The organism is Phycicoccus mangrovi (assembly GCF_018729305.1).
GTDB lineage: Bacteria > Actinomycetota > Actinomycetes > Actinomycetales > Dermatophilaceae > Phycicoccus > Phycicoccus jejuensis.
In genome coordinates, this window is record NZ_JAHHWP010000008.1 from 250,518 (window position 1) to 269,497 (window position 18,980).

General features: G+C 73.8%; 19 protein-coding genes and 1 tRNA gene. 14 read left to right on the forward strand and 6 right to left on the reverse strand.

Annotated elements, in window-relative coordinates:
- Nucleotides 1-34: 34 nt before the first annotated feature.
- Nucleotides 35-781 carry a CPBP family intramembrane glutamic endopeptidase gene (locus KMZ30_RS05975; RefSeq protein ID WP_215519887.1) on the reverse strand — a complete coding sequence of 249 codons (747 nt, stop codon included), beginning with the start codon at nucleotides 779-781 and terminating at the stop codon, nucleotides 35-37.
- A 199-nt stretch (nucleotides 782-980) separates the two neighbouring features.
- On the opposite strand from KMZ30_RS05975, the gene KMZ30_RS05980 reads away from it, so the two are divergent.
- Complete coding sequence (locus KMZ30_RS05980) at nucleotides 981-1,751, forward strand: hypothetical protein (protein WP_215512421.1); 771 nt, start codon at nucleotides 981-983, stop codon at nucleotides 1,749-1,751.
- 62 nt (nucleotides 1,752-1,813) lie between these two features.
- Here the strand turns inward: KMZ30_RS05980 and KMZ30_RS05985 are convergent, their stop codons facing one another.
- Nucleotides 1,814-1,999, reverse strand: coding sequence for a hypothetical protein (locus KMZ30_RS05985; RefSeq protein WP_215512422.1), 186 nt, complete (start codon nucleotides 1,997-1,999; stop codon nucleotides 1,814-1,816).
- Nucleotides 2,000-2,112: 113 nt separating this feature from the next.
- On the opposite strand from KMZ30_RS05985, the gene KMZ30_RS05990 reads away from it, so the two are divergent.
- Nucleotides 2,113-2,724, forward strand: a complete 612-nt coding sequence (locus KMZ30_RS05990) for a TetR/AcrR family transcriptional regulator (RefSeq protein WP_215512423.1) — start codon at nucleotides 2,113-2,115, stop codon at nucleotides 2,722-2,724.
- An 827-nt stretch (nucleotides 2,725-3,551) separates the two neighbouring features.
- Here the strand turns inward: KMZ30_RS05990 and KMZ30_RS05995 are convergent.
- Nucleotides 3,552-4,331, reverse strand: a complete 780-nt coding sequence (locus KMZ30_RS05995; RefSeq protein ID WP_215512424.1) for a helix-turn-helix domain-containing protein — start codon at nucleotides 4,329-4,331, stop codon at nucleotides 3,552-3,554.
- Nucleotides 4,332-4,417: 86 nt separating this feature from the next.
- Here KMZ30_RS05995 and KMZ30_RS06000 point away from each other — a divergent pair, with 86 nt between their 5' ends.
- Nucleotides 4,418-4,831: a hypothetical protein gene (locus KMZ30_RS06000; protein WP_215512425.1), complete on the forward strand. Its 414-nt coding sequence runs from the start codon at nucleotides 4,418-4,420 to the stop codon at nucleotides 4,829-4,831.
- A 7-nt stretch (nucleotides 4,832-4,838) separates the two neighbouring features.
- Here KMZ30_RS06000 and KMZ30_RS06005 read toward each other — a convergent pair whose 3' ends face one another.
- The gene (locus KMZ30_RS06005; protein WP_215512426.1) at nucleotides 4,839-5,441 is read right to left on the reverse strand and encodes a DUF4126 domain-containing protein; all 603 of its coding nucleotides are present in this window, start codon (nucleotides 5,439-5,441) and stop codon (nucleotides 4,839-4,841) included.
- 218 nt (nucleotides 5,442-5,659) lie between these two features.
- Here KMZ30_RS06005 and KMZ30_RS06010 point away from each other — a divergent pair, with 218 nt between their 5' ends.
- The 7 genes from KMZ30_RS06010 to KMZ30_RS06040 all read left to right on the forward strand — a co-directional run bounded on the left by KMZ30_RS06010 (nucleotide 5,660) and on the right by KMZ30_RS06040 (nucleotide 14,439).
- Nucleotides 5,660-6,451, forward strand: a complete 792-nt coding sequence (locus tag KMZ30_RS06010) for a GNAT family N-acetyltransferase (protein ID WP_215512427.1) — start codon at nucleotides 5,660-5,662, stop codon at nucleotides 6,449-6,451.
- A gap of 64 nt (nucleotides 6,452-6,515) precedes the next feature.
- A complete protein-coding gene (metG, locus tag KMZ30_RS06015) occupies nucleotides 6,516-8,315 on the forward strand; it encodes a methionine--tRNA ligase (protein ID WP_215512428.1) in 1,800 nt (599 codons plus the stop codon).
- Nucleotides 8,316-8,320: 5 nt separating this feature from the next.
- Nucleotides 8,321-9,175, forward strand: coding sequence for a TatD family hydrolase (locus KMZ30_RS06020; protein WP_215512429.1), 855 nt, complete (start codon nucleotides 8,321-8,323; stop codon nucleotides 9,173-9,175).
- Between the two features lie 303 nt (nucleotides 9,176-9,478).
- Nucleotides 9,479-10,621: a resuscitation-promoting factor gene (locus KMZ30_RS06025; protein WP_308279669.1), complete on the forward strand. Its 1,143-nt coding sequence runs from the start codon at nucleotides 9,479-9,481 to the stop codon at nucleotides 10,619-10,621.
- A 125-nt stretch (nucleotides 10,622-10,746) separates the two neighbouring features.
- A complete protein-coding gene (gene rsmA / locus KMZ30_RS06030; protein WP_308279670.1) occupies nucleotides 10,747-11,634 on the forward strand; it encodes a 16S rRNA (adenine(1518)-N(6)/adenine(1519)-N(6))-dimethyltransferase RsmA in 888 nt (295 codons plus the stop codon).
- Nucleotides 11,635-11,689: 55 nt separating this feature from the next.
- Nucleotides 11,690-12,619: a 4-(cytidine 5'-diphospho)-2-C-methyl-D-erythritol kinase gene (locus KMZ30_RS06035; protein ID WP_215512432.1), complete on the forward strand. Its 930-nt coding sequence runs from the start codon at nucleotides 11,690-11,692 to the stop codon at nucleotides 12,617-12,619.
- Nucleotides 12,619-14,439: an ABC-F family ATP-binding cassette domain-containing protein gene (locus KMZ30_RS06040; RefSeq protein ID WP_215512433.1), complete on the forward strand. Its 1,821-nt coding sequence runs from the start codon at nucleotides 12,619-12,621 to the stop codon at nucleotides 14,437-14,439. The genes KMZ30_RS06035 and KMZ30_RS06040 overlap by 1 nt, the downstream gene beginning before the upstream one ends.
- A gap of 18 nt (nucleotides 14,440-14,457) precedes the next feature.
- On the opposite strand, the gene KMZ30_RS06045 is transcribed toward KMZ30_RS06040, so the two are convergent.
- On the reverse strand, nucleotides 14,458-14,955 hold the full coding sequence (locus KMZ30_RS06045; protein ID WP_207024950.1) for a MarR family winged helix-turn-helix transcriptional regulator: 498 nt from the start codon (nucleotides 14,953-14,955) through the stop codon (nucleotides 14,458-14,460).
- 81 nt (nucleotides 14,956-15,036) lie between these two features.
- Between KMZ30_RS06045 and KMZ30_RS06050 the strand changes: the two genes are divergently transcribed.
- Nucleotides 15,037-15,843 (forward strand): methyltransferase domain-containing protein, encoded by an 807-nt coding sequence (locus tag KMZ30_RS06050; protein ID WP_215512434.1) that lies wholly within the window; start codon nucleotides 15,037-15,039, stop codon nucleotides 15,841-15,843.
- 14 nt (nucleotides 15,844-15,857) lie between these two features.
- On the opposite strand, the gene KMZ30_RS06055 is transcribed toward KMZ30_RS06050, so the two are convergent.
- Complete coding sequence (locus tag KMZ30_RS06055; protein ID WP_215512576.1) at nucleotides 15,858-16,469, reverse strand: TetR/AcrR family transcriptional regulator; 612 nt, start codon at nucleotides 16,467-16,469, stop codon at nucleotides 15,858-15,860.
- Between the two features lie 173 nt (nucleotides 16,470-16,642).
- On the opposite strand from KMZ30_RS06055, the gene KMZ30_RS06060 reads away from it, so the two are divergent.
- From KMZ30_RS06060 to KMZ30_RS06070, 3 genes are all read left to right on the forward strand, one after another.
- A tRNA-Gln gene (locus tag KMZ30_RS06060) sits at nucleotides 16,643-16,721 on the forward strand.
- A gap of 234 nt (nucleotides 16,722-16,955) precedes the next feature.
- Entirely contained in the window at nucleotides 16,956-17,204 is a 249-nt protein-coding gene (locus KMZ30_RS06065; RefSeq protein WP_215512435.1) for a hypothetical protein, read from the forward strand.
- A gap of 285 nt (nucleotides 17,205-17,489) precedes the next feature.
- Entirely contained in the window at nucleotides 17,490-18,968 is a 1,479-nt protein-coding gene (locus KMZ30_RS06070) for an MFS transporter (protein ID WP_308279671.1), read from the forward strand.
- The last annotated feature ends 12 nt before the right edge of the window (nucleotides 18,969-18,980 follow it).

The following is an 18,980-nucleotide window of genomic DNA, read 5'->3' on the forward strand; positions in this document are numbered from 1 at the left end:
GCCGCGGGAGCTCCTGCGTGTGCGGGGCGCGGTGTCAGAGCCAGGAGACGTGCGGCTTGACGAGGGCGTAGCCGACGAACGCGACGACGTCGAGGATCGTGTGGGCGACGACGAGCGGCATGACGCGCTTCGTCCGCGTGTAGAGCCAGCCGAAGAGCAGCCCCATGACGACGTTGCCGACGAAGCCGCCGAAGCCCTGGTAGAGGTGGTAGCTGCCGCGGATGACGGCGGAGATGACGATGACCCGCCAGGTGCCCCAGCCGGCCTGCCCCCACCGGCGGAAGAGGTAGCCGACCATGATCGTCTCCTCGAGCACGGCGTTCTGCGCGGCCGCGAGCACGAGCAGGGGCACGGTGAACCACGCGGCCCCGACGAGGTTGGCGGCGGCCACGGTCGTGTTGAGCCCGACCGCCTTGGCGACGAGGTAGAGCCCGAGCCCCGGGATGCCGACGACCGCCGCGAGCGCCGCACCACGCCACAGGTCCTGGCCGGGGCGCCGCAGGTCGAACCCCATCGTGTGCGGCTCGTCCGGGTCGTCGCGCCGCAGCAGGTGGAGGGCCAGCAGGACGGGGACGAGGGCGAGGCCGATGCCCACGAGCTGGTAGGTGACGTCGAGCCAGGGCCGGTCGGGGGTGACGGAGGTGTTCATCGCGGCGGTCTGCTGCGAGAGCGCCTCGGGGCGGGTCAGGCGGTCGACGATGCGCAGGAGCGCGTAGATCGCGGAGGACCCGAGGGAGACACCGAGCACCAGCCAGGTCTCGGTGAGGTGGCGGCGCGGCATGCGGGCCAGCGTAGGTCGCCACAGGGCGGACGGACCTGCGCGGCCGCTGGGAGGTCGCTGGACGCCGGTGTTGCGACATCCCGCCGATCGCGTGGGCGGTGTCGCCGGTGCCGGTTACAGTGACGCCGCCCGCCGGAACGGCGGGCCACGACGACCGCCGTCCACACCGACGGCTCGCACTCCCAGGGGTTCCCGCCACATGTCCTCGATCCGCCCTGCCCGCCGCGCCGCCGCCGGCCTGGCCACCGCCTCCGTCGTCGCGCTCGCCCTCGCGGCCTGCGGCGGCTCCTCCACCGACTCCTCGACGGCGGCGGCCACGGCCACGGCCGCCGCGAGCTCGTCGGCCCCGTCGACGTCGGCGCCCGCCGAGCCGGAGCAGCCCTCGATGGGCGAGCTGTACACGAAGGTCCGCACCGCCTCGCTCGCGGCCGAGTCCGGCCACCTCGACGGCAAGGTCACGCAGGGCGGGGAGACCGTCGCCCTCGAGATCGAGGGACAGGCCGACGGGTCCAACCAGAAGACGACCATCGGCATCGGCAAGGGCACCGCCGAGATCCTCACCGTGAAGAAGAAGTACTACATGTCGGCCGACAAGGCCTTCTGGACCGAGCAGACCGGCGACGCCTCGGCGGCCAAGCTGCTCGTCGGCAAGTACGTCGCGATCTCCGGCTCCGACGCCAAGCAGTTCGGCGACCTCACGCTGGGCGCGCTGCTGGACCAGATGTTCGAGGAGAGCGAGCTCTCGACCCTCGAGAAGCTGACGAGCGACGTCGAGACGCGCACCGAGGACGGCAAGGAGGTCTGGGTCGCCTCCGACGGCTCGGGCAGCGAGATCTGGGTGGACCCGACGTCCGAGCGCCTCGTGAAGATCGTCGTCGGCGGCAAGGACGCCGGCGAGCTCACCTTCGACAGCTGGGACGACGTCGACACCTTCTCGGCACCGCCGGCGTCCAAGGTCGTCACGCCCTGACCCCGGCCCGCACGCGGAGGGCCCCCGACCACGTGGTCGGGGCCCTCCGCGTGCGGGGTGGGTCAGTGGGCGGCGGCGAGGCCGTAGTACGCCGGGATGCTCAGGTGGCGCCGGCGGCGGTCCTCGCGCGTGCGGCCCAGCGCGGGCAGGACGACGGCGAGGGTGAGCCCGACGACGACGACCCCGAGCACGACGCTCGTCCAGAGGAGGGTGGTGGCGATGACCGAGAGGCCGGTGAGGGTTCCCATGATGGTGTCCTTCCTTCTACGTCTGTAGATGATTCTACTGATGTAGAAGGCGCGCGGGCAAGCCGTTGTTCCCGTGCCGTCGAGGGTCGGTGACGGGAGGCAGAATGACGCCGATGACCTCCACCGCCGCGACGCACCCTGCCGGTCGCCCCGCCGTGCCGACCGGCCGCCGGGCGGAGCTGCTCGCCGCCGCGGTCGACGTCGTCTCCGAGAGCGGCCTGCGTGGTCTCACGCACCGGGCCGTCGACCGCCGGGCGGGGCTGCCGGAGGGCACCTGCTCGGCCTACCTGCGGACCCGGGTCGCCCTGCTGGTCGCGCTCGCCGAACACGTCGGTGGCACGCTGGAGCGCCGCGTCGAGGAGCTGGGGGAGGAGCTCGCCGACTGCGCAGGGGACGCCGACGCCGTCTCCGCCGCCGTCACCGACCTCACCGTCGGCTGGGTCCGGGAGCCGGCGCTCGTCCGGGCGCAGGCCGAGCTCTCGCTCGAGGCGGCCCGCCAGCCCGACCTCGTCGAGGTCTTCGGACGGTGGCGCCGCGGCCTCCTCGGCACGGTCGAGCGGATGGGGGTCCTCGCCGGCAAGACATCTCCCGCCGAGGACGCGGTCGTCGTCGTCGCGGCGGTCGAGGGCCTGCTCGTCACGGCGGTCCGGATGCCCGCCGCGGAGCGAGAGCCCTTCCTGCGCTCGGCGGTGCCCCTCCTCGTGCGGGCCCTGCACGACCGGTGACCGGGGCCGGGGGAGCGATGACGCAGGGGGAGCGGTCGAGGGTGGCGCGGCGGTCGGCACTCGTGCTGGCCGGGAGCTGCCTGCTCGGCGGGTGCGCGGGACTGCGGCTGGAGCAGCCGACCACCGCGCCCCCGGCCCCGACGACGGAGGAGGCGCCACCCACCGAGTCGCAGGTGCTCGCGGACGTGCGCACCGCCGCCCTGTCGTCCGCCTCGGCGCGAGTCGTCGGCACGGTCGGCCCGGGACGGGACGCACCGAGGATCGAGCTCGAGGGCGCCGCCGACGGGAGCAACCAGCGCCTCGTCCGGGCGGTCGAGGGGCGGGGGTCCGGCGCGGTCCTCACCGTCGGGCGGGAGCGGTGGCTGGCGGGCGACGTCGCGTGGTGGCGGGCCCTCGGGTGCCGGACCTCGGCGGCCACCCGGGTCGGACGGTGGGTGGAGGTCGACCCCGCACGGGCCGCGCGGGCCGGGAGCGAGACCCTCCGGACCCTGCTGACGGGTCTGCTCGACGCGCCGGCCGTGGCGCGGCTCGGCCCGAGCGCCCGCGCAGTCGTTCCGCTCGAGCTCGACGGGCGAGCGGTGTGGCGGCTCGGGGAGGCTCGCACCGGGGCCCGGCTCTACGTCGCGGCCGACGGCAGCGGCGACCTGCTGCGCGCGGTGGTCACCGGCACGGGGGCGGTCGACCTGTCCTTCGACCGGTGGGGCGCCGCCACCACCTGGGCGCCGCCGGCGGCCGGGGAGCGCCCCGACCTGCCGGCCCCCGAGGTCCCGGACCGCCCCCGGCGTGAGCGCCGCGGTCGGCCGTGTCTCGGCCGACCACGTCGTGCGTCACTCCAGCAGCGCCCGGGTCGCCTCGTCGGCGGGGAACATCAGCTCCACGCGCAGCGACTCCAGCGTCACGCTGTGCGGGGTCCCGAAGGTCGTGAACATGCTGAGGAGGGCGAGCTCGCCGTACCGGCTCGCGTAGCGGCTGACGAGCACCGGAGGGAAGGTCGTCCGCGTGTCGTGCTGCGCCGCGACCTCGGCCACCCGCTCGACGCGCTCGCGCAGCGCCGGGTGCGCGACGGCCTCGTGGCTCAGCTGCCCGAGCAGGGCCGCGGCCGTCTCCGGGAGGTTCGTGACCGCCGCCCCGAGCGGCCCGAGGGCGAGGTCGAGGAGGTTGACGACCGGTTCGTCGCCGGTGCCCTCCGGTCCGGGCAGGTCGACGGCGACGCCGACCGCGTCGAACAGCCACGTGACGCCGGCGTTCGCGGCCAGGACGTCCCATCCTGGCCCGAGCAGGAGCGCCGGCCACGGCTCGTGGCTGTGCAGCAGCCGCGCCACGGCCAGCCGCGCGTCCGCCAGGCCGGCGCCGTCCCAGGCGCTCTCGTCGTAGGCGGGTGCGTACCCCGCGGCGTGCAGGGCCTGGTTGCGCACGAGCAGGGGCGCGTCGAGCGCGCGCAGCCAGCGCAGCAGCAGCTCGCGACCGGGGCGGGAGCGGCCGACCTCGACGAACGAGAGGTGTCGTTGGCTGACGCCGAGCTCGATCGCGAGGTCGAGCTGGCTGATCCGCCGCCGGGCGCGCGCCTGCTTGAGCAGCTGGGGGAGGGTCTGCGCGCCGTCGGCCACGGGACCATCGAAGCCGGTGGAGGTCGTCGGGGCAACGACCTCCCACGTCGTTGTGGGGACGACCCGGGGCCGGTCAGGCTGCGGCCATGGACCTCACGCAGACCCTCCCCGTCGCCGCCGCGCTCGTCGCCGTCGCGACCTTCGTCGTCATCGTGCGCACCGCCGGGGCGCCGCCCACCCGCTGGTGGTTGCCCGCCGTGCCCCTCGCGCTCTTCACCGCCTGGTCGGGGTACGCGGTGCTCGCGGAGGGTCCCGGCGGCTTCTGGCCGGAGCACGTCGGCACCGCGTGGGAGGTGCAGATCTGGATGGACCTGCTGCTCATGGCGAGCGCCGCCTGGTGGCTGGTGCAGCCGCGCCTGCGGGAGACCGGCTCCTCCCCGTGGCCCTGGCTGGTGCTCGTGCTCGCGACCGGCTCGATCGGGATCCTCTGCCTGCTGCTCTGGGTCCGACGCTTTGAGGCGCGGACCCCGGAGCGTGCCGTCCTCGCCGGCCGCGGCTGAGCCCGGTTCAGGGACCGGCGTAGGACGGAGGGCGCCGGGACCGTCGCCACTCGCGGACCCGCAGCCACATCCACACGAGCAACCAGGCGAGCAGGCCGAGGGCGACGACGACGAAGACCGGCGCGAGGATCGCGACGACCGAGAGACCGATGGACGCGCCGTCCTCGACGGTCGAGACGACCGGGGCGCCGAGCCCGACGGTGGCGCCGTTGACGACCGGGCGGGCGGCCATCTTCCCGGTGTGGACCAGGCCCGCGACGACGACGCCGAGCACGACGCCGACCCACGGGTGGTCGGCCATCCACGTCGACCGGTCGATCTCGGACGCCGCGCTCGTCGCCGAGAAGATCAGCCCGCCCACGCTCGGGCGGATGAAGGTCTGGATGGCGTCGTTGACGGTGTCGACGGCCGGGATCTTGTCGAGGACGACCTCGGCGAGGAGCAGGAGCGAGCCGACGCCGATGGCCCAGCCGCTCGTCATCCACTCGTAGCCCGCGGGCAGGACGATCAGGTCGGTGAAGCGCGCGACGAGGGCGACGACGAGGAAGGGGATGTAGGCGTTGAGGCCGGCGGCGGCCGACAGGCCCGTCCCGGTGAGGGCAGCCAGCACGGCGTCCTCCTTCGGCGTGGGGGCGACCGGGGCCACCCGGGTGGGAACAGCGCTGCTCCGACGTCAGGGTAGCCCCGGCGGTTCCGGCGCCCCCGGACCCGCCGGCCCTCCCGGCCGCGGGCTACACCGCAGTACGCGTCGCCAGGACGACAGTTACTGCGGTGTAGCCGGCCATGAACTCGGTGGCCCGCTCGACCGCCGCGCGGGAGGATCGCGGTATGGACACCGACCCGGCCGCGCTGCTGCGCGTCTACGACGACCAGCTGCGCACCGACGCCGAGACCCCCGGCGCGGTCTCGGTGGAGCGGCTCGGCCCGCTGCGCCTCGCGACGTTCCCGGGAGGTCGCGGCTTCGTGAGCTACCGCGACCTCGGGGGCGCGGACGCGGCGACCGTCCGCGACTGGGTCGGTCAGGCGCTCGAGCACTTCCGCGCCGACCCGGCCGTCGTCGACGTCGAGTGGAAGACCCGGGGCCACGACGTCGCGCCCGGCCTGCACGAGGCGCTGCTCGCACACGGCTTCGTGCCGGGCGAGGTCGAGTCGGTGATGATGGGCCCCGCCGCCGGGCTCGCCGTCGAGGTCCCCCTGCCCGAGGGCGTGACGCTGCGCCGGGTGACCGGCGAGGCCGAGGTGCGCCGGATGAGCGCCGCCGCCGACGAGGCCTTCGGCGACCCGGTCTCGACGCGGCGGGCGGACGACCTGCTCTTCCGGCTCGCGCGCGACCCCGACATGGAGCTGTGGGTGGCCGAGGCCGACGGGCTGGTCGTCAGCTCCGGCCGGCTCGAGCCGGTACCGGACACCGAGGTGGCCGGGGTCTGGGGCGGCGCCACGCTGCCCGCGTACCGGGGCCGCGGCATCTACCGCGCCCTGACGGCGGTCCGGGCCCGGTCGGCCCTGCGCCTCGGGAAGACGGTGCTGCACAGCGACTCGACCGAGTACTCGCGGCCGATCCTCGAGCGGTCCGGGCTCGTCCGGGTCACGACGACGACGCCCTACGAGTGGACCCGGTGACGCCGGCCCCGCTCGCGCGGTGGTCGGCGCGGACCCCGCGGCGCCGACGCCTAGGATTCGGGGCATGAAGGTCCTCTCCGCCGTCGCCTGGCCGTACGCCAACGGGCCGCGCCACCTCGGCCACGTCGCCGGGTTCGGCGTGCCCTCCGACGTCTTCAGCCGGTACATGCGGATGGCCGGCCACGACGTGCTCATGGTCAGCGGCTCCGACGAGCACGGGACGCCGATCCTCGTCCTCGCCGACCAGGCCGGGGTCACGCCGCGCGAGTTCGTCGACCGCAACCACGCGATCATCGCCGGTGAGCTCGCCGACCTCGGCTGCACCTATGACCTCTACACGCGCACGACGACGGCGAACCACTACGCCGTCGCGCAGGAGCTGTTCCGGCAGAACTGGCTCAACGGCTACATGGTCGAGCGCACCCAGCAGGGCGCGATCTCGCCGTCGACCGGTCGCACGCTGCCCGACCGCTTCATCGAGGGCGAGTGCCCCATCTGCCACTACCCCGACGCCCGCGGGGACCAGTGCGACAACTGCGGCAACCAGCTCGAGCCCGAGGACCTCATCAACCCGCGGAGCAAGATCAACGGCGAGACGCCGGAGTTCGTCGAGACGCAGCACTTCTTCCTCGACCTGCCGGCGCTCGCGGACGCGCTGCGCGAGTGGCTCGAGGGGCGCGACGCGTCCGGCACGTGGCGGCCGAACGTCATCAAGTTCAGCCTCAACATCCTCGACGACATCAAGCCGCGGGCGATGACGCGCGACATCGACTGGGGCATCCCGGTGCCGCTCGACGGCTGGGTCGACAACCCCGCCAAGCGTCTCTACGTGTGGTTCGACGCCGTCATCGGGTACCTGTCGGCGTCGATCGAGTGGGCGCGCCGCCTCGGCCAGCCCGAGCGCTGGCGCGAGTGGTGGAACGACCCCGAGGCCCTGACGTACTACTTCATGGGCAAGGACAACATCACCTTCCACTCCCAGATCTGGCCGGCCGAGCTCCTCGGCTACGCCGGGAAGGGCTCCCGCGGAGGCGAGCCCGGGACGTTCGGCGAGCTCAACCTGCCGACCGAGGTCGTCTCGAGCGAGTACCTGACGATGGAGGGCAAGCAGTTCTCCACCTCGCGCGGCTACACGATCCTCGTCCGCGACGTCCTCGACCGCTACGGCCCCGACGGCATCCGCTACTTCATCTGCGCGGCCGGGCCGGAGAGCCAGGACTCCAACTTCACCTGGCGGGACTTCGTCCAGCGCAACAACTCCGAGCTCGTCGCCGGCTGGGGCAACCTCGTCTCGCGCACGGCGGCCATGGTCGCGAAGAACTTCGGCGAGGTGCCGCAGCCGGGCCCGCTCGAGCAGGTCGACGAGGAGGTCCGCGCGGCCGTGCTCGCCGGGTTCGACTCCGTCGGAGGGCTGCTCGAGCGGCACCGGCAGAAGGCGGCCATGGCCGAGGCCATGCGCGTCGTCGGCGAGGTCAACGCCTACGTGTCGCGCACCGAGCCCTTCAAGCTCAAGGGCGAGGACCAGCGCGAGCGGCTGGCCACCGTCCTGCACACGCTCGTCCAGTGCGTCGCCGACCTCAACACGATCCTCTCGCCGTTCCTCCCGCACGCGGCCAACCGCATCCACGCCGTCCTCGGCGGCGACGGCGACCTCGTACCGATGCCGCGGCTCGAGACGGTCACCGGCCTCGACCCGGACGACGAGGGGCGCTCGTGGCCGGTCATCACCGGCGAGTACTCGGGCTTCCCCCGCTGGGAGTCGCGCCCGGTCGTCGTCGGCACGCCGATCAGCAAGCCGGCGCCGGTGTTCACCAAGCTCGACGAGTCCGTCGTCGACGACGAGCTCGCCCGCGCCGGCGGCTGACCCGGATGACCTCGCAGCCGAGCCGGCGGGGCGAGCCCGAGGCGCCGGACCCCCTGCCGATCCCGGTGGTGGACAACCACACCCACCTCGACATCAGCCGCGACGGCGAGGCGATCGGGGTCGACGACATCGGGCCGGCGCTGCGGGCGGCCGCTCGCGTCGGGGTGGACCGGGTCGTCCAGGTCGGCTGCGACCCGGTCGGCAACGAGTTCGCGGTCGCGGCCGCCGAGGCCCACCCGGCCGTCGTCGCCGGGGTGGCGCTGCACCCGAACGAGGTCCCCGGGCTGGCGGCCCGCGGTGAGCTCGAGGCCCATCTCGCGCGGGTCGAGGAGCTCGCCGCCCACCCCCGGGTGCGGGTCGTCGGCGAGACCGGCCTGGACTTCTTCCGCACCGGCCCCGACGGCCACGGGCTCCAGGAGGAGTCGTTCCGGGCGCACGTCGAGATCGCCAAGCGCACCGGACTCGCCCTGCAGATCCACGACCGCGACGCGCACGACGACGTGCTGCGGGTCCTCGCCGACGCCGGCGCGCCCGACCGGACGGTGATGCACTGCTTCTCCGGCGGGGTCGAGACGGCCCGCGAGTGCGTGAGCCGGGGCTACCACCTCTCCTTCAGCGGCACGGTGACCTTCAAGAGCGCCAAGGAGCTGCGCGACGCGCTCGCCGTCACCCCGCTCGAGCTGCTGCTCGTCGAGACCGACGCCCCGTACCTGACACCCCACCCGTGGCGGGGGGCGAGCAACAGCCCGATGCTCGTGCCCCTCACCGTGCGGGTCATGGCCTCGGTGCTCGGGGTGGCCGTGCCGACGCTCTGCACGGCCCTCTCGGAGAACGCCGAGCGGCTGTACGGCCCCTGGTGACGCCCACCGGCGGGGTGACGGATCCCACAGTGGCCGGTGTGACTCCTGTGACTGGTGTGGCGGTTCAGGGTCCCCCGAACGGGTCTTCCTGAGAGATGCCCGTTACCGAAACTTGACCTTTCCGTGGGCCGTCGGTCACGGTGGGGGGAGATGGCCGGGGTCGGAACGCCCCGGACGTCGTGTGTCAGGCCAGGATCCGGCAGTGCTGCCGGGCCCGGCAGGGCACACCCGGCCCCGCAGGTCGGGACCCCTGCGGGTCGACGTCCGGCGCCGGTGCCCGGGACGTTCAACCCTGGAGTCCTCTTGCTCTCTCGCACCATCCGCCATGCCACCCAGGGCGCGGCCGCCCTCGCCGTCGTCGCCGGCTCGGTCGGGGTCGCCCACCTCGACAAGGCCGTCGCGCTGACGGTCGACGGGTCCCCCCGGTCGGTCCACGTCTTCGGGGGCACCGTCCGCGACGCCCTCGACAAGAGCGACATCTCGGTCGGTGAGCACGACGTCGTCGTGCCGTCGCTCGACGCCGCGATCTCCGACGGCGACCACATCTCGGTCCGCTACGGACGCAAGCTCGTCGTGACCGTCGACGGCCAGCGTCGCGAGTACTGGACGACGGCGACGACCGTCGACGCCGCGCTGCGCGACGTGGGCGTGCGCGCCGACGGCGCGGTCCTCACCGCGTCCCGCTCGCAGACCCTCGGCCGCGAGGGCCTCGCCCTGTCGGTGACGACGCCCAAGGACGTGACCGTCCTCGACGGCGGCAAGCGCCGCTCGGTGACGACGACGGCTCCCCAGGTCGGTGCGGTGTTCGGCCAGCTCGGGATCGAGCACGACGCCGACGACACCGTCAAGCCCGGACTGTCCACGGCGGTCCGCGAGGGCATGACGATCACGCTGACGCGGATCGGCACCAAGACCCAGACCAGGACGGAGTCCGTCTCCTTCGGCACGACGCGACGCACCGACTCCTCGATGGCCGAGGGCACGACGAAGACCGTCACCACGGGCAAGCCCGGCACGAAGAAGGTGACCCGCGAGCTGCGCTGGGTCAACGGGAAGCTCAGCTCGTCGAAGGTCGTCAAGACCGTCGTCACGAAGCAGCCGGTCGACGCGGTCGTCAAGGTCGGGACGAAGAAGGCCGCGGTCCCGGCGCCGTCCACCTCGACCCCGCCGAGCGCGGGCAACACCTCCGGTGCCGGTCTCAACCTCGCGAACGCGGCGATGTGGGACCGGATCGCCCAGTGCGAGTCGAGCGGCAACTGGTCGATCAACACCGGCAACGGCTACTACGGCGGTCTGCAGTTCGACATCCCCTCGTGGCTGGCCAACGGCGGTGACGACTTCGCGTCGCGCCCCGACCTCGCGAGCCGCGCCGAGCAGATCACCGTCGCGAACCGCTACTACGCCAAGGCCGGGCTCTCGCCCTGGGGCTGCGCGCACGCGGCCTGACGCGCCGGGTGGGACGCCGGACGGCGCCACCACCGCACGAGGACCCCGGGTCGGACGACCCGGGGTCCTCGTGCGTCAGGGGACCGCGGGGGACGGTGGCCCCCGCCGTGGCTAGGGTGACCCGCGTGAGCGAGCCCGAGAACGCCCCCGACGCAGCCCTCCTCGGGGCCGCGGACGTCCGGGAGGTCGCCGCCCGCCTGGGCATCCGGCCGACGAAGCAGTGGGGGCAGAACTTCGTCGTCGACGGCAACACCGTGCGGCGCATCGTCCGGGTCTCGGGGGTCGGCCCCGACGACGTGGTCGTCGAGGTCGGTCCCGGGCTCGGCAGCCTGACGCTCGCTCTGCTCCCCGTCGTGCGCCGGGTCGTCGCCGTCGAGGTCGACCCGACACTGGCCGGTGCCCTGCCCGCCACCGTCGCGGCGCGGGCGCCCGGCCTCGGGGACCGGCTCGAGGTGGTCCCCGCCGACGCCCTGGCCGTCACGGACCTGCCCGGGCCGGCGCCGACGGCGCTCGTCGCGAACCTGCCCTACAACGTCTCCGTGCCCGTCGTGCTGCGGATGCTCGAGCTGTTCCCCTCGCTGCGCACCGTGCTCGTCATGGTGCAGCTCGAGGTCGCCGAGCGGCTCGCCGCCCCGCCCGGCTCCCGCACCTACGGCGTGCCGAGCGTCAAGGCGGCCTGGTACGCCGACGTCCGCCTCGCGGGGCAGGTGCCGCGCAGCGTCTTCTGGCCCGTGCCCAACGTCGACAGCGGGCTCGTCGCGTTCACCCGCCGGGAGGCCCCGTCGACGACGGCCTCGCGCGCCGAGGTCTTCGCGGTCGTCGACGCCGCCTTCGCCCAGCGCCGCAAGACCCTGCGCGCCGCGCTCGCCGGCTGGGCGGGGTCGCCCGCCGCCGCCGAGCAGGCCCTCGTGGCCGCGGGCGTCGACCCGCGCACCCGCGGCGAGCAGCTCGACGTCGCGGCCTTCGCGCGGATCGCGGCCGCCCGCACCGCCCCGCGCGCCGTCGAGGGCTGAACCGCTGCCGCGCACTGCGCGCGGCGCGGGCCCCGGCTCTGACTAGGGTGAAGCCATGACCTCGGCCCCCACCGCGCCCGGCGCCGTCACCGTGCGCGTCCCGGCCAAGGTCAACCTCGAGCTCCTCGTCGGGCCCGTCCGCGACGACGGCTACCACGACCTCTCCACCGTCTACCAGGCCGTCAGCCTCTACGACGAGGTCACCGTCGCGCCGGCCGACGCGTGGGGCGTGTCGGTCTCCGGCGCGCTCGCCGACGGCGTACCGACCGACGGCGACAACCTCGCGCTGCGCGCCGCGCGCTTCCTCGCCCGCCGCTGCGACGCCGACCCGGTGCACGTGAGCATCCGCAAGGGCATCCCCGTCGCCGGCGGGATGGCCGGTGGGTCCGCCGACGCCGCCGCGACGCTCGTCGCCCTCGACCAGCTGTGGGAGCTCGACCTGGAGCGCGACGAGCTCGAGTCCGTCGCCGCGCAGCTCGGCAGCGACGTCCCGTTCCTCGTCGCCGGCGGCACCGCGATGGGCAGCGGCCGGGGCGAGCTGCTCGCGCCGGTGCTGGCCCGCGGCACCTACCACTGGGTCCTCGCGCTCGCCGACGGCGGGCTCTCCACCCCCGCCGTCTATGCCGAGTGCGACCGCCTGCGCGCCGGGGCGGACGTCCCGGCCCCGGTCGCGACGCCCGCGCTCATGGCCGCGCTGCGCACCGGTGACCCCCACGAGCTCGCGCCCCAGCTGACCAACGACCTCCAGGACGCCGCCCTCAGCCTGCGCCCCGACCTCGCCGAGGTGCTGTCGGCGGGGATGGAGTACGGAGCGCTCGGCGGCATCGTCTCGGGCTCGGGCCCGACCATCGCGTTCCTCGTCGACGGCTCCGAGGCCGGCATCGACCTCGCTGTGGCGCTCACGGCCAGCGGTGTCGTCCGCGACGTGCGGCGGGCCACCGGCCCGGTGCACGGCGCCCAGGTCCTCCACCACCGGGTCGACTAGTGGCCAGCCTCGTCTCCGTCGAGCGCGCCTCCCTGGCCCTCGGCACGACCCAGGTGCTCGACGCCCTCTCCCTCGGCGTCGCCGGTGGCGACCGGATCGGCGTCGTCGGCCGCAACGGCGGTGGCAAGACGACCCTCCTGCGCGTCCTCTCGGGCGACCGCGAGCCCGACGACGGCCGCGTCGCGCGGGTCGGCGGGCTGCGGACCGGTGTCCTCACCCAGGCCGACACCCTCGACCCCGCCTCGACCGTCCGTCAGTCGGTGCTCGGGGGGATGGCCGAGCACGAGTGGGCCGCCGACGCCCGGGTCCGCGACGTCCTCGTCGGGCTGCTCGGCGGCCTCGACGCACCCCTCGTCGGGGGCCTCGACGGCCCGGTGGCCCCGCTCTCCGGCGGCGAGCGGCGCCGGATCGCGCTCGCGGCGCTCCTCGTCGCCGCGCCGGACCTGCTGCTCCTCGACGAGCCGACCAACCACCTCGACGTCGAGGGCGTCGCCTGGCTGGCCGAGCACCTGGTCGAGCGCTTCGCGGGGCCCTCGCGCGGCCTCGTCGTCATCACCCACGACCGCTGGTTCCTCGACGCGGTCGCGACCCGGACGTGGGAGGTGCAGGACGGCGCCGTGCACCAGTACGAGGGCGGGTACGCCGCGTACGTGCTCGCCCGGGCCGAGCGCGAGCGGATGGCCGGCGTCCTCGCCGACCGCCGCGACAACCTCCTGCGCAAGGAGCTCGCGTGGCTGCGCCGGGGCCCGCCCGCGCGCACGAGCAAGCCGAAGTTCCGCATCGACGCCGCCAACGCGCTCATCGCCGACGAGCCGCCGGCGCGCGACGACGTCGAGTTGATGCGCTTCGCGACGACGCGCCTCGGCAAGGACGTCGTCGACCTGCTCGACGCGCGCCTCGCCGTCGGCGACCGCGTCCTCCTCGACCGCTTCACGTGGCGGCTCGGGCCGGGCGACCGCGTCGGCCTCGTCGGGGTCAACGGCGCCGGGAAGTCGACGCTCCTGCGTGCCCTCGCGGGCGAGGCGGAGCTCGCGGCGGGCAAGCGCAAGGTCGGGGTCACCGTGCGGCTGGCGCACCTCACGCAGGAGGTCCGCGAGCTCGACGCGTGGGCGGACCGCCGCGTCATCGAGGCGGTCGAGGACGTCCGCGCCGTCGTGCGCCTCGGCCCCAAGGAGCTGACGGCCTCGCAGCTCGCGCAGCGCCTCGGCTTCACCGGGCCCAAGCAGCAGACCCGCGTCGGCGACCTCAGCGGCGGTGAGCGCCGTCGCCTGCAGCTGACCCGCCTGCTCATGGACGAGCCGAACGTCCTCCTCCTCGACGAACCGACGAACGACCTCGACATCGACACGCTCACCTCGCTCGAGGACCTGCTCGACGGGTGGGCCGGCACCCTCGTCGTCGTCTCGCACGACCGGTACCTGCTCGAGCGGGTCTGCGACCGGCAGCTGGCGCTGCTCGGCGACGGTGTCCTGCGCGACCTGCCCGGGGGTGTCGAGGAGTACCTGCGGCTGCGGCACGCCCTCGTCGAGAGCGGTGGCGGCGTGCGCGAGGTGCCCGGTGGTGCGGCGCCCGCTCCGGTGGCGGCTCCCGCCCCCGGCCCGAACCCGGCCGAGGTGCGCGAGGCGCGCAAGGTGATGGCGCGGGTCGAGAAGCAGCTCCAGCGGCTCGCGACGCGGGAGGAGCGGCTGCACGCGGCGATGGCCGAGGCCGCGACCGACCACGGGCGCGTCCTCGAGCTCAACCGCGAGCTGCGCGAGGTCGTCGACGAGCGCGAGGTCCTCGAGCTGGAGTGGCTCGAGGCCGCCGACGTCGTCGGCTGACGCCTCTCGGGCCCCGGCTCAGCGCTCGGTCTCGAAGGGGCGCAGGAGGCGGCGCAACAGGGCGGCGAGGCCGTCGCGTTCGTCGGGACCGAGCTCCGCGAGCAGCTCGCGCTCGCTCGCGAGCAGCCGGTCGAGCGCGGCGTCGACGACGGCCGTGCCCTCGGGGGTGAGGCGGACGATGACGCCGCGGCGGTCGCCCGGGTCGGGGCGCCGCTCGACGTAGCCGCGGGCCAGCAACCGGTCGACCCGGTTGGTCATCGTGCCGCTCGTCACGAGGGTCTCGGCGACGAGCTGGCCCGGGCTCAGCTCGTAGGGCTCGCCGCGGCGGCGCAGCGCCGACAGCACGTCGAACTCCCAGCCCTCGAGGCCGGTGCCGGCGAAGGCGCGGCCGCGGGCGAGGTCGAGGCGGCGGGCGAGCCGCGAGACGCGGGAGAGCACCTCGAGCGGGGTGACGTCGAGGTCGGGTCGCTCGCGCCGCCAGGCGGAGACGATACGGTCGACGTCGTCAGCGGCCATGGCGCGATGCTACTCCTCGTCAAACTTCTTGACGTCGAGAAACCGGCGTGCCGGACCGTCGCCCGCGTCGAGGAGGCCACGATGAGCACGTCGAGCTGGGACCCGTCCGCCTACGGGCGCTTCGCCCGCGAGCGCTCGCGGCCGCTCTCGGACCTCGTCGCCCAGGTGGGGGCGCAGGACCCCGCGCTCGTCGTCGACCTCGGGTGCGGCCACGGGCCGGCGACCCTCGCGCTCGCCGCGCTGTGGCCGGACGCGCGCGTCGTCGGGGTCGATGCCGCCGAGTCGATGCTCGAGGCGGCCCGCGACCTCGACACCGACGGCCGCGTCGAGTGGGTCCAGTGCGACCTGCGCGACTGGGACCCCGCCTCCCTCGGCCAGGCGCCCGACGTCGTCGTCACGAGCTCGACGCTCCAATGGGTGCCCCGGCACCTCGACCTCGTCGTCCCCTGGGTCGAGGCCCTCGCGCCCAGTGGATGGTTCGCGCTCCAGGTGCCGGGCAACTTCGACGCGCCGAGCCACCGGCTGATGCGCGACGTCGCGGAAGGGCATCCGCGCGCCGGCGAGCTGACGGCCGCTCTCGACGTGCCGGCGGCGGGGGAGCCGGCCACCTACCTGCGGATGCTCTCGCGGCTGGGTTGCGCGGTCGACGCGTGGGAGACCACCTACGTCCACCTCCTCGACCCGGACGCCGAGGACGAGAACCCGGTGCTCACGTGGGTCACCGCGACCGGGCTGCGCCCCGTGCTCGACCTCCTCGAGGACGAGGAGGAGCGGACGGCGTTCCTCGAGCCGTACGCGGCGGCCCTGCGCGAGGCCTACCCCCGCAGCTCGGCCGGTGTGGTCTTCCCGTTCCGCCGCGTCTTCGCCGTCGCGCACCGCGACGACTGAGGGACGTCCCGGCGTCAGTCCAGGGCCAGCGTCTCGGGCGTCAGGGACGGCTTCGGCTCGAGGCCGGTCAGCCCGTTCCACGCGAGGTTGACGACGTGCGCCGCCACCTCCTGCTTCTTGAACTTGCGGTTGTCGAGCCACCACTGACCGGTCAGCGCGACCATCCCGACGAGCATCTGCGCGTACATGGGAGCGGCCTTGGGGTCGAGCTTGTGCTTCTTGAACTGCGCCGCGAGGATGTGGTCGACCTGGCTCGAGATGTCGCTCATCAGGCTCGCGAAGGACCCCGTGGCCTGGCCGGTCGGGCTGTCGCGCACGAGGATCCGGAAGCCGTCGGAGTTGTTCTCGACGTAGGCGAGCAGGGCGAGCGCGGCCCGCTCGATGAGCTGGCGCGAGGTGCCACCGGAGTCGAGGGCGGAGGCGACGCCGGCGAGGAGCGCCTCGATCTCCCGGTCGACGACGACGGCGTAGAGGCCCTCCTTGCCGCCGAAGTGCTCGTAGACGACGGGCTTGGAGACGCCGGCCGAGGCGGCGATCTCCTCGATGGTCGCCCCCTCGAAGCCGCGGTCCGCGAAGTGCTTGCGGCCGACGCCGACGAGCTGCTCGCGCCGCTCACGGCCGGTCATCCGCGCGCGTGCGGTCCGAGACTTCTTGGCCCCCGTGTCGTCGCTCACCCGCGCCATTCTGCCGCGTCGTCCGTCCCCGCCGCGCCGCGCCCCGGCCGTGGGTGCACCCGAGCGCGTGCGAGGGGAGGCTGCCGAGGGACTACCCTCGGGCCCAGCCGTCCTGCGGGCGGCGGTCCCCGGTTGGTCTGCTGGTAGGGCCCGCCTGACTTTGAATCAGGACAAGCGACGTAGGTTCGATTCCTACCCGGGGAGCGCGAAGACCGGACGGAGTCCGGAGCTTCGTGCTCCCCGGGGAGCTCACCGCGAACGTGTGTGAAGAACGTCGGCAGGCCGACGTTCTTCACACACGTTCGGGGGAGAGCACCGGGGGAAGGGCGGGGTCGGCCGTCCGGCCAGAAATCGTCGAACATTCGGCTCGGATCTTCCCGAAACCCTCGCGAACCGGGCAGGATCGTGCTAACAGCACCGAGGCCGGAGGAGCAGGGTATGAACCTGGAGATGATCACGACCGCCCTGCGCTGGACCTTCTGGTCGATCCTCTACCTCGGGGTGGCGCTCACGTCGATGGTGGTCGTCCTCGGGATGGCCGCACCGTACGCCCCCTTCCCGGTCCGTCTCGCCGTCCTCGGCGGCTTCTTCCTCGGCATCGCCCTGGACGTGCGCCACAAGCTCCGGTCCGGCCGGCCGGACGCGCCCACCGACGGCGAGCCGGTCCGGGTGACGCGCCGCCGCTGACCCAGCCCGGCCCCGCGACGCCGCGCCCCGACCCAGACGGCACCCCCTGCACCGCCGCTCGTCGGGGCGCGGTCATGTCCGCGCCCGCCGACCCATGACATTCGTCATGTGTCGGCAAACCGCCTGAGGCGCAGCGAGATCCCGCGTGCACCACAGCCCCACCAGCGGCCCCCGCCGGGTCTACGTTGCAAGGACGCCCGGCTCCCTCGCCGTCCGGCTTCCCGTGGGGAGGACGACGTCGTCCGGGTCGACAGCAGTGCCCGGACGCACCAGGAGGGACGTGACGTGACGACGACGGAGTCGACGCAGACGCAGGAGAAGCCGGTCAAGAGCCTCATCCCGGCTCGGATGCACGACATGCCGTGGGTGAAGTTCCACTGGCTCGTCATCTTCGGCCTCGGGACGGCGTGGATCCTCGACGGTCTCGAGGCCCAGATCGTCGCCGCGGGCGGTTTCGAGAAGACGCTCGACATGTCGGCGGCCGACGTCGGGCTGGCCGGCACGGTCTACCTCGTGGGGCAGGTGGTCGGGGCCGTCCTCTTCGGTCGCCTCACCGACTCCTGGGGGCGCAAGCGGCTCTTCACGCTGACCCTCGCGCTCTACCTCGTCGCCGCGGCGGCCGCCGGCCTCGCGCCGAACATGACGCTCTTCCTCGTCTTCCGCTTCATCTCCGGGATGGGCATCGGCGGCGAGTACTCGGCGGTCAACTCCGCGGTCGACGAGCTGATCCCGGGGCGCTTCCGCGGCCGGGTCGACCTCGCGATCAACGGCACCTACTGGGCCGGCGCGGCCATCGGCGCGTTCGCCTCGACGATCCTCCTCGACACCGAGCGCTTCGGCCAGGACGTCGGCTGGCGCATCGCGTTCTTCATCGGCCCGGTGCTCGGCCTCGGCATCATCTACCTGCGCCGGCACATCCCCGAGAGCCCGCGCTGGATGGTGACGCACGGCCGGACGGAGCAGGCCGAGAAGGTCGTCGGCGACCTCGAGGACGAGGTGCGCGCGGCGGGCAAGAAGCTGCCCCACCACTCGGACGACGACGCGATGTGGATCAAGGCGCGCGAGGGGCTGACGTTCAAGCAGCTGCGCTACGTCTTCTTCCACATGTACCCGACGCGCACCGCGCTCGGCGCGACGCTGATGATCACGCAGAGCTTCCTCTACAACGCGATCTTCTTCACCTACGCGCTCGTCCTGCAGAACTTCTACGACAAGACGCCCTCGCAGGCGGCGCTCTACTTCTTCCCCTTCGCGATCGGCAACCTCCTCGGGCCGCTGCTCCTCGGGCCCCTGTTCGACACCATCGGGCGCCGGCGCATGATCACCGGCTGCTACGCCTTCGCGGGTGTCGTGCTGGCGATCTCGGCGTGGCTGTTCCAGCAGGACGCCATCGGGGCCGGCGTGCACACCGCGTTCTGGTGCGTGGCCTTCTTCTTCGCCTCGGCCGGGGCGTCGGCGGGGTACCTCACGGTGTCCGAGATCTTCCCGCTCGAGGTCCGCGGCCAGGCGATCTCGTACTTCTTCGCCATCGCGCAGGTCTTCGGCTCGATCGGGCCGGTCTTCTACGGCTGGCTCATCGGCGACGGGAAGGACCGCACGCCGATGTTCTGGGGCTACATGATCGCGACGGGGATCATGCTCGTCGGCGCGCTCGTCGCGCACGTGTGGGGCGTGGACGCCGAGAACAAGAGCCTCGAGGAGATCGCGCCGCCGCTCACGAGCTACGACGAGCAGGGCAACGAGACCGTCAAGCTGCCGGTGTGATCGGAGGGCCTG

What these genes read in the sequence shown, in the direction of transcription:
- KMZ30_RS06065 (WP_215512435.1), top strand. Translation starts at nt 16,956, where the DNA reads ATGAACCTGGAGATGATCACGACCGCCCTGCGCTGGACCTTCTGGTCG.
- KMZ30_RS05980 (WP_215512421.1), top strand. Translation starts at nt 981, where the DNA reads ATGTCCTCGATCCGCCCTGCCCGCCGCGCCGCCGCCGGCCTGGCCACC.
- KMZ30_RS06000 (WP_215512425.1), top strand. Translation starts at nt 4,418, where the DNA reads ATGGACCTCACGCAGACCCTCCCCGTCGCCGCCGCGCTCGTCGCCGTC.
- KMZ30_RS06020 (WP_215512429.1), top strand. Translation starts at nt 8,321, where the DNA reads ATGACCTCGCAGCCGAGCCGGCGGGGCGAGCCCGAGGCGCCGGACCCC.
- KMZ30_RS05975 (WP_215519887.1), bottom strand. Translation starts at nt 781, where the DNA reads ATGCCGCGCCGCCACCTCACCGAGACCTGGCTGGTGCTCGGTGTCTCC.
- KMZ30_RS06010 (WP_215512427.1), top strand. Translation starts at nt 5,660, where the DNA reads ATGGACACCGACCCGGCCGCGCTGCTGCGCGTCTACGACGACCAGCTG.
- KMZ30_RS05985 (WP_215512422.1), bottom strand. Translation starts at nt 1,999, where the DNA reads ATGGGAACCCTCACCGGCCTCTCGGTCATCGCCACCACCCTCCTCTGG.
- KMZ30_RS06045 (WP_207024950.1), bottom strand. Translation starts at nt 14,955, where the DNA reads ATGGCCGCTGACGACGTCGACCGTATCGTCTCCGCCTGGCGGCGCGAG.
- KMZ30_RS06035 (WP_215512432.1), top strand. Translation starts at nt 11,690, where the DNA reads ATGACCTCGGCCCCCACCGCGCCCGGCGCCGTCACCGTGCGCGTCCCG.
- KMZ30_RS06055 (WP_215512576.1), bottom strand. Translation starts at nt 16,469, where the DNA reads ATGACCGGCCGTGAGCGGCGCGAGCAGCTCGTCGGCGTCGGCCGCAAG.
- metG (WP_215512428.1), top strand. Translation starts at nt 6,516, where the DNA reads ATGAAGGTCCTCTCCGCCGTCGCCTGGCCGTACGCCAACGGGCCGCGC.
- KMZ30_RS06050 (WP_215512434.1), top strand. Translation starts at nt 15,037, where the DNA reads ATGAGCACGTCGAGCTGGGACCCGTCCGCCTACGGGCGCTTCGCCCGC.
- KMZ30_RS05990 (WP_215512423.1), top strand. Translation starts at nt 2,113, where the DNA reads ATGACCTCCACCGCCGCGACGCACCCTGCCGGTCGCCCCGCCGTGCCG.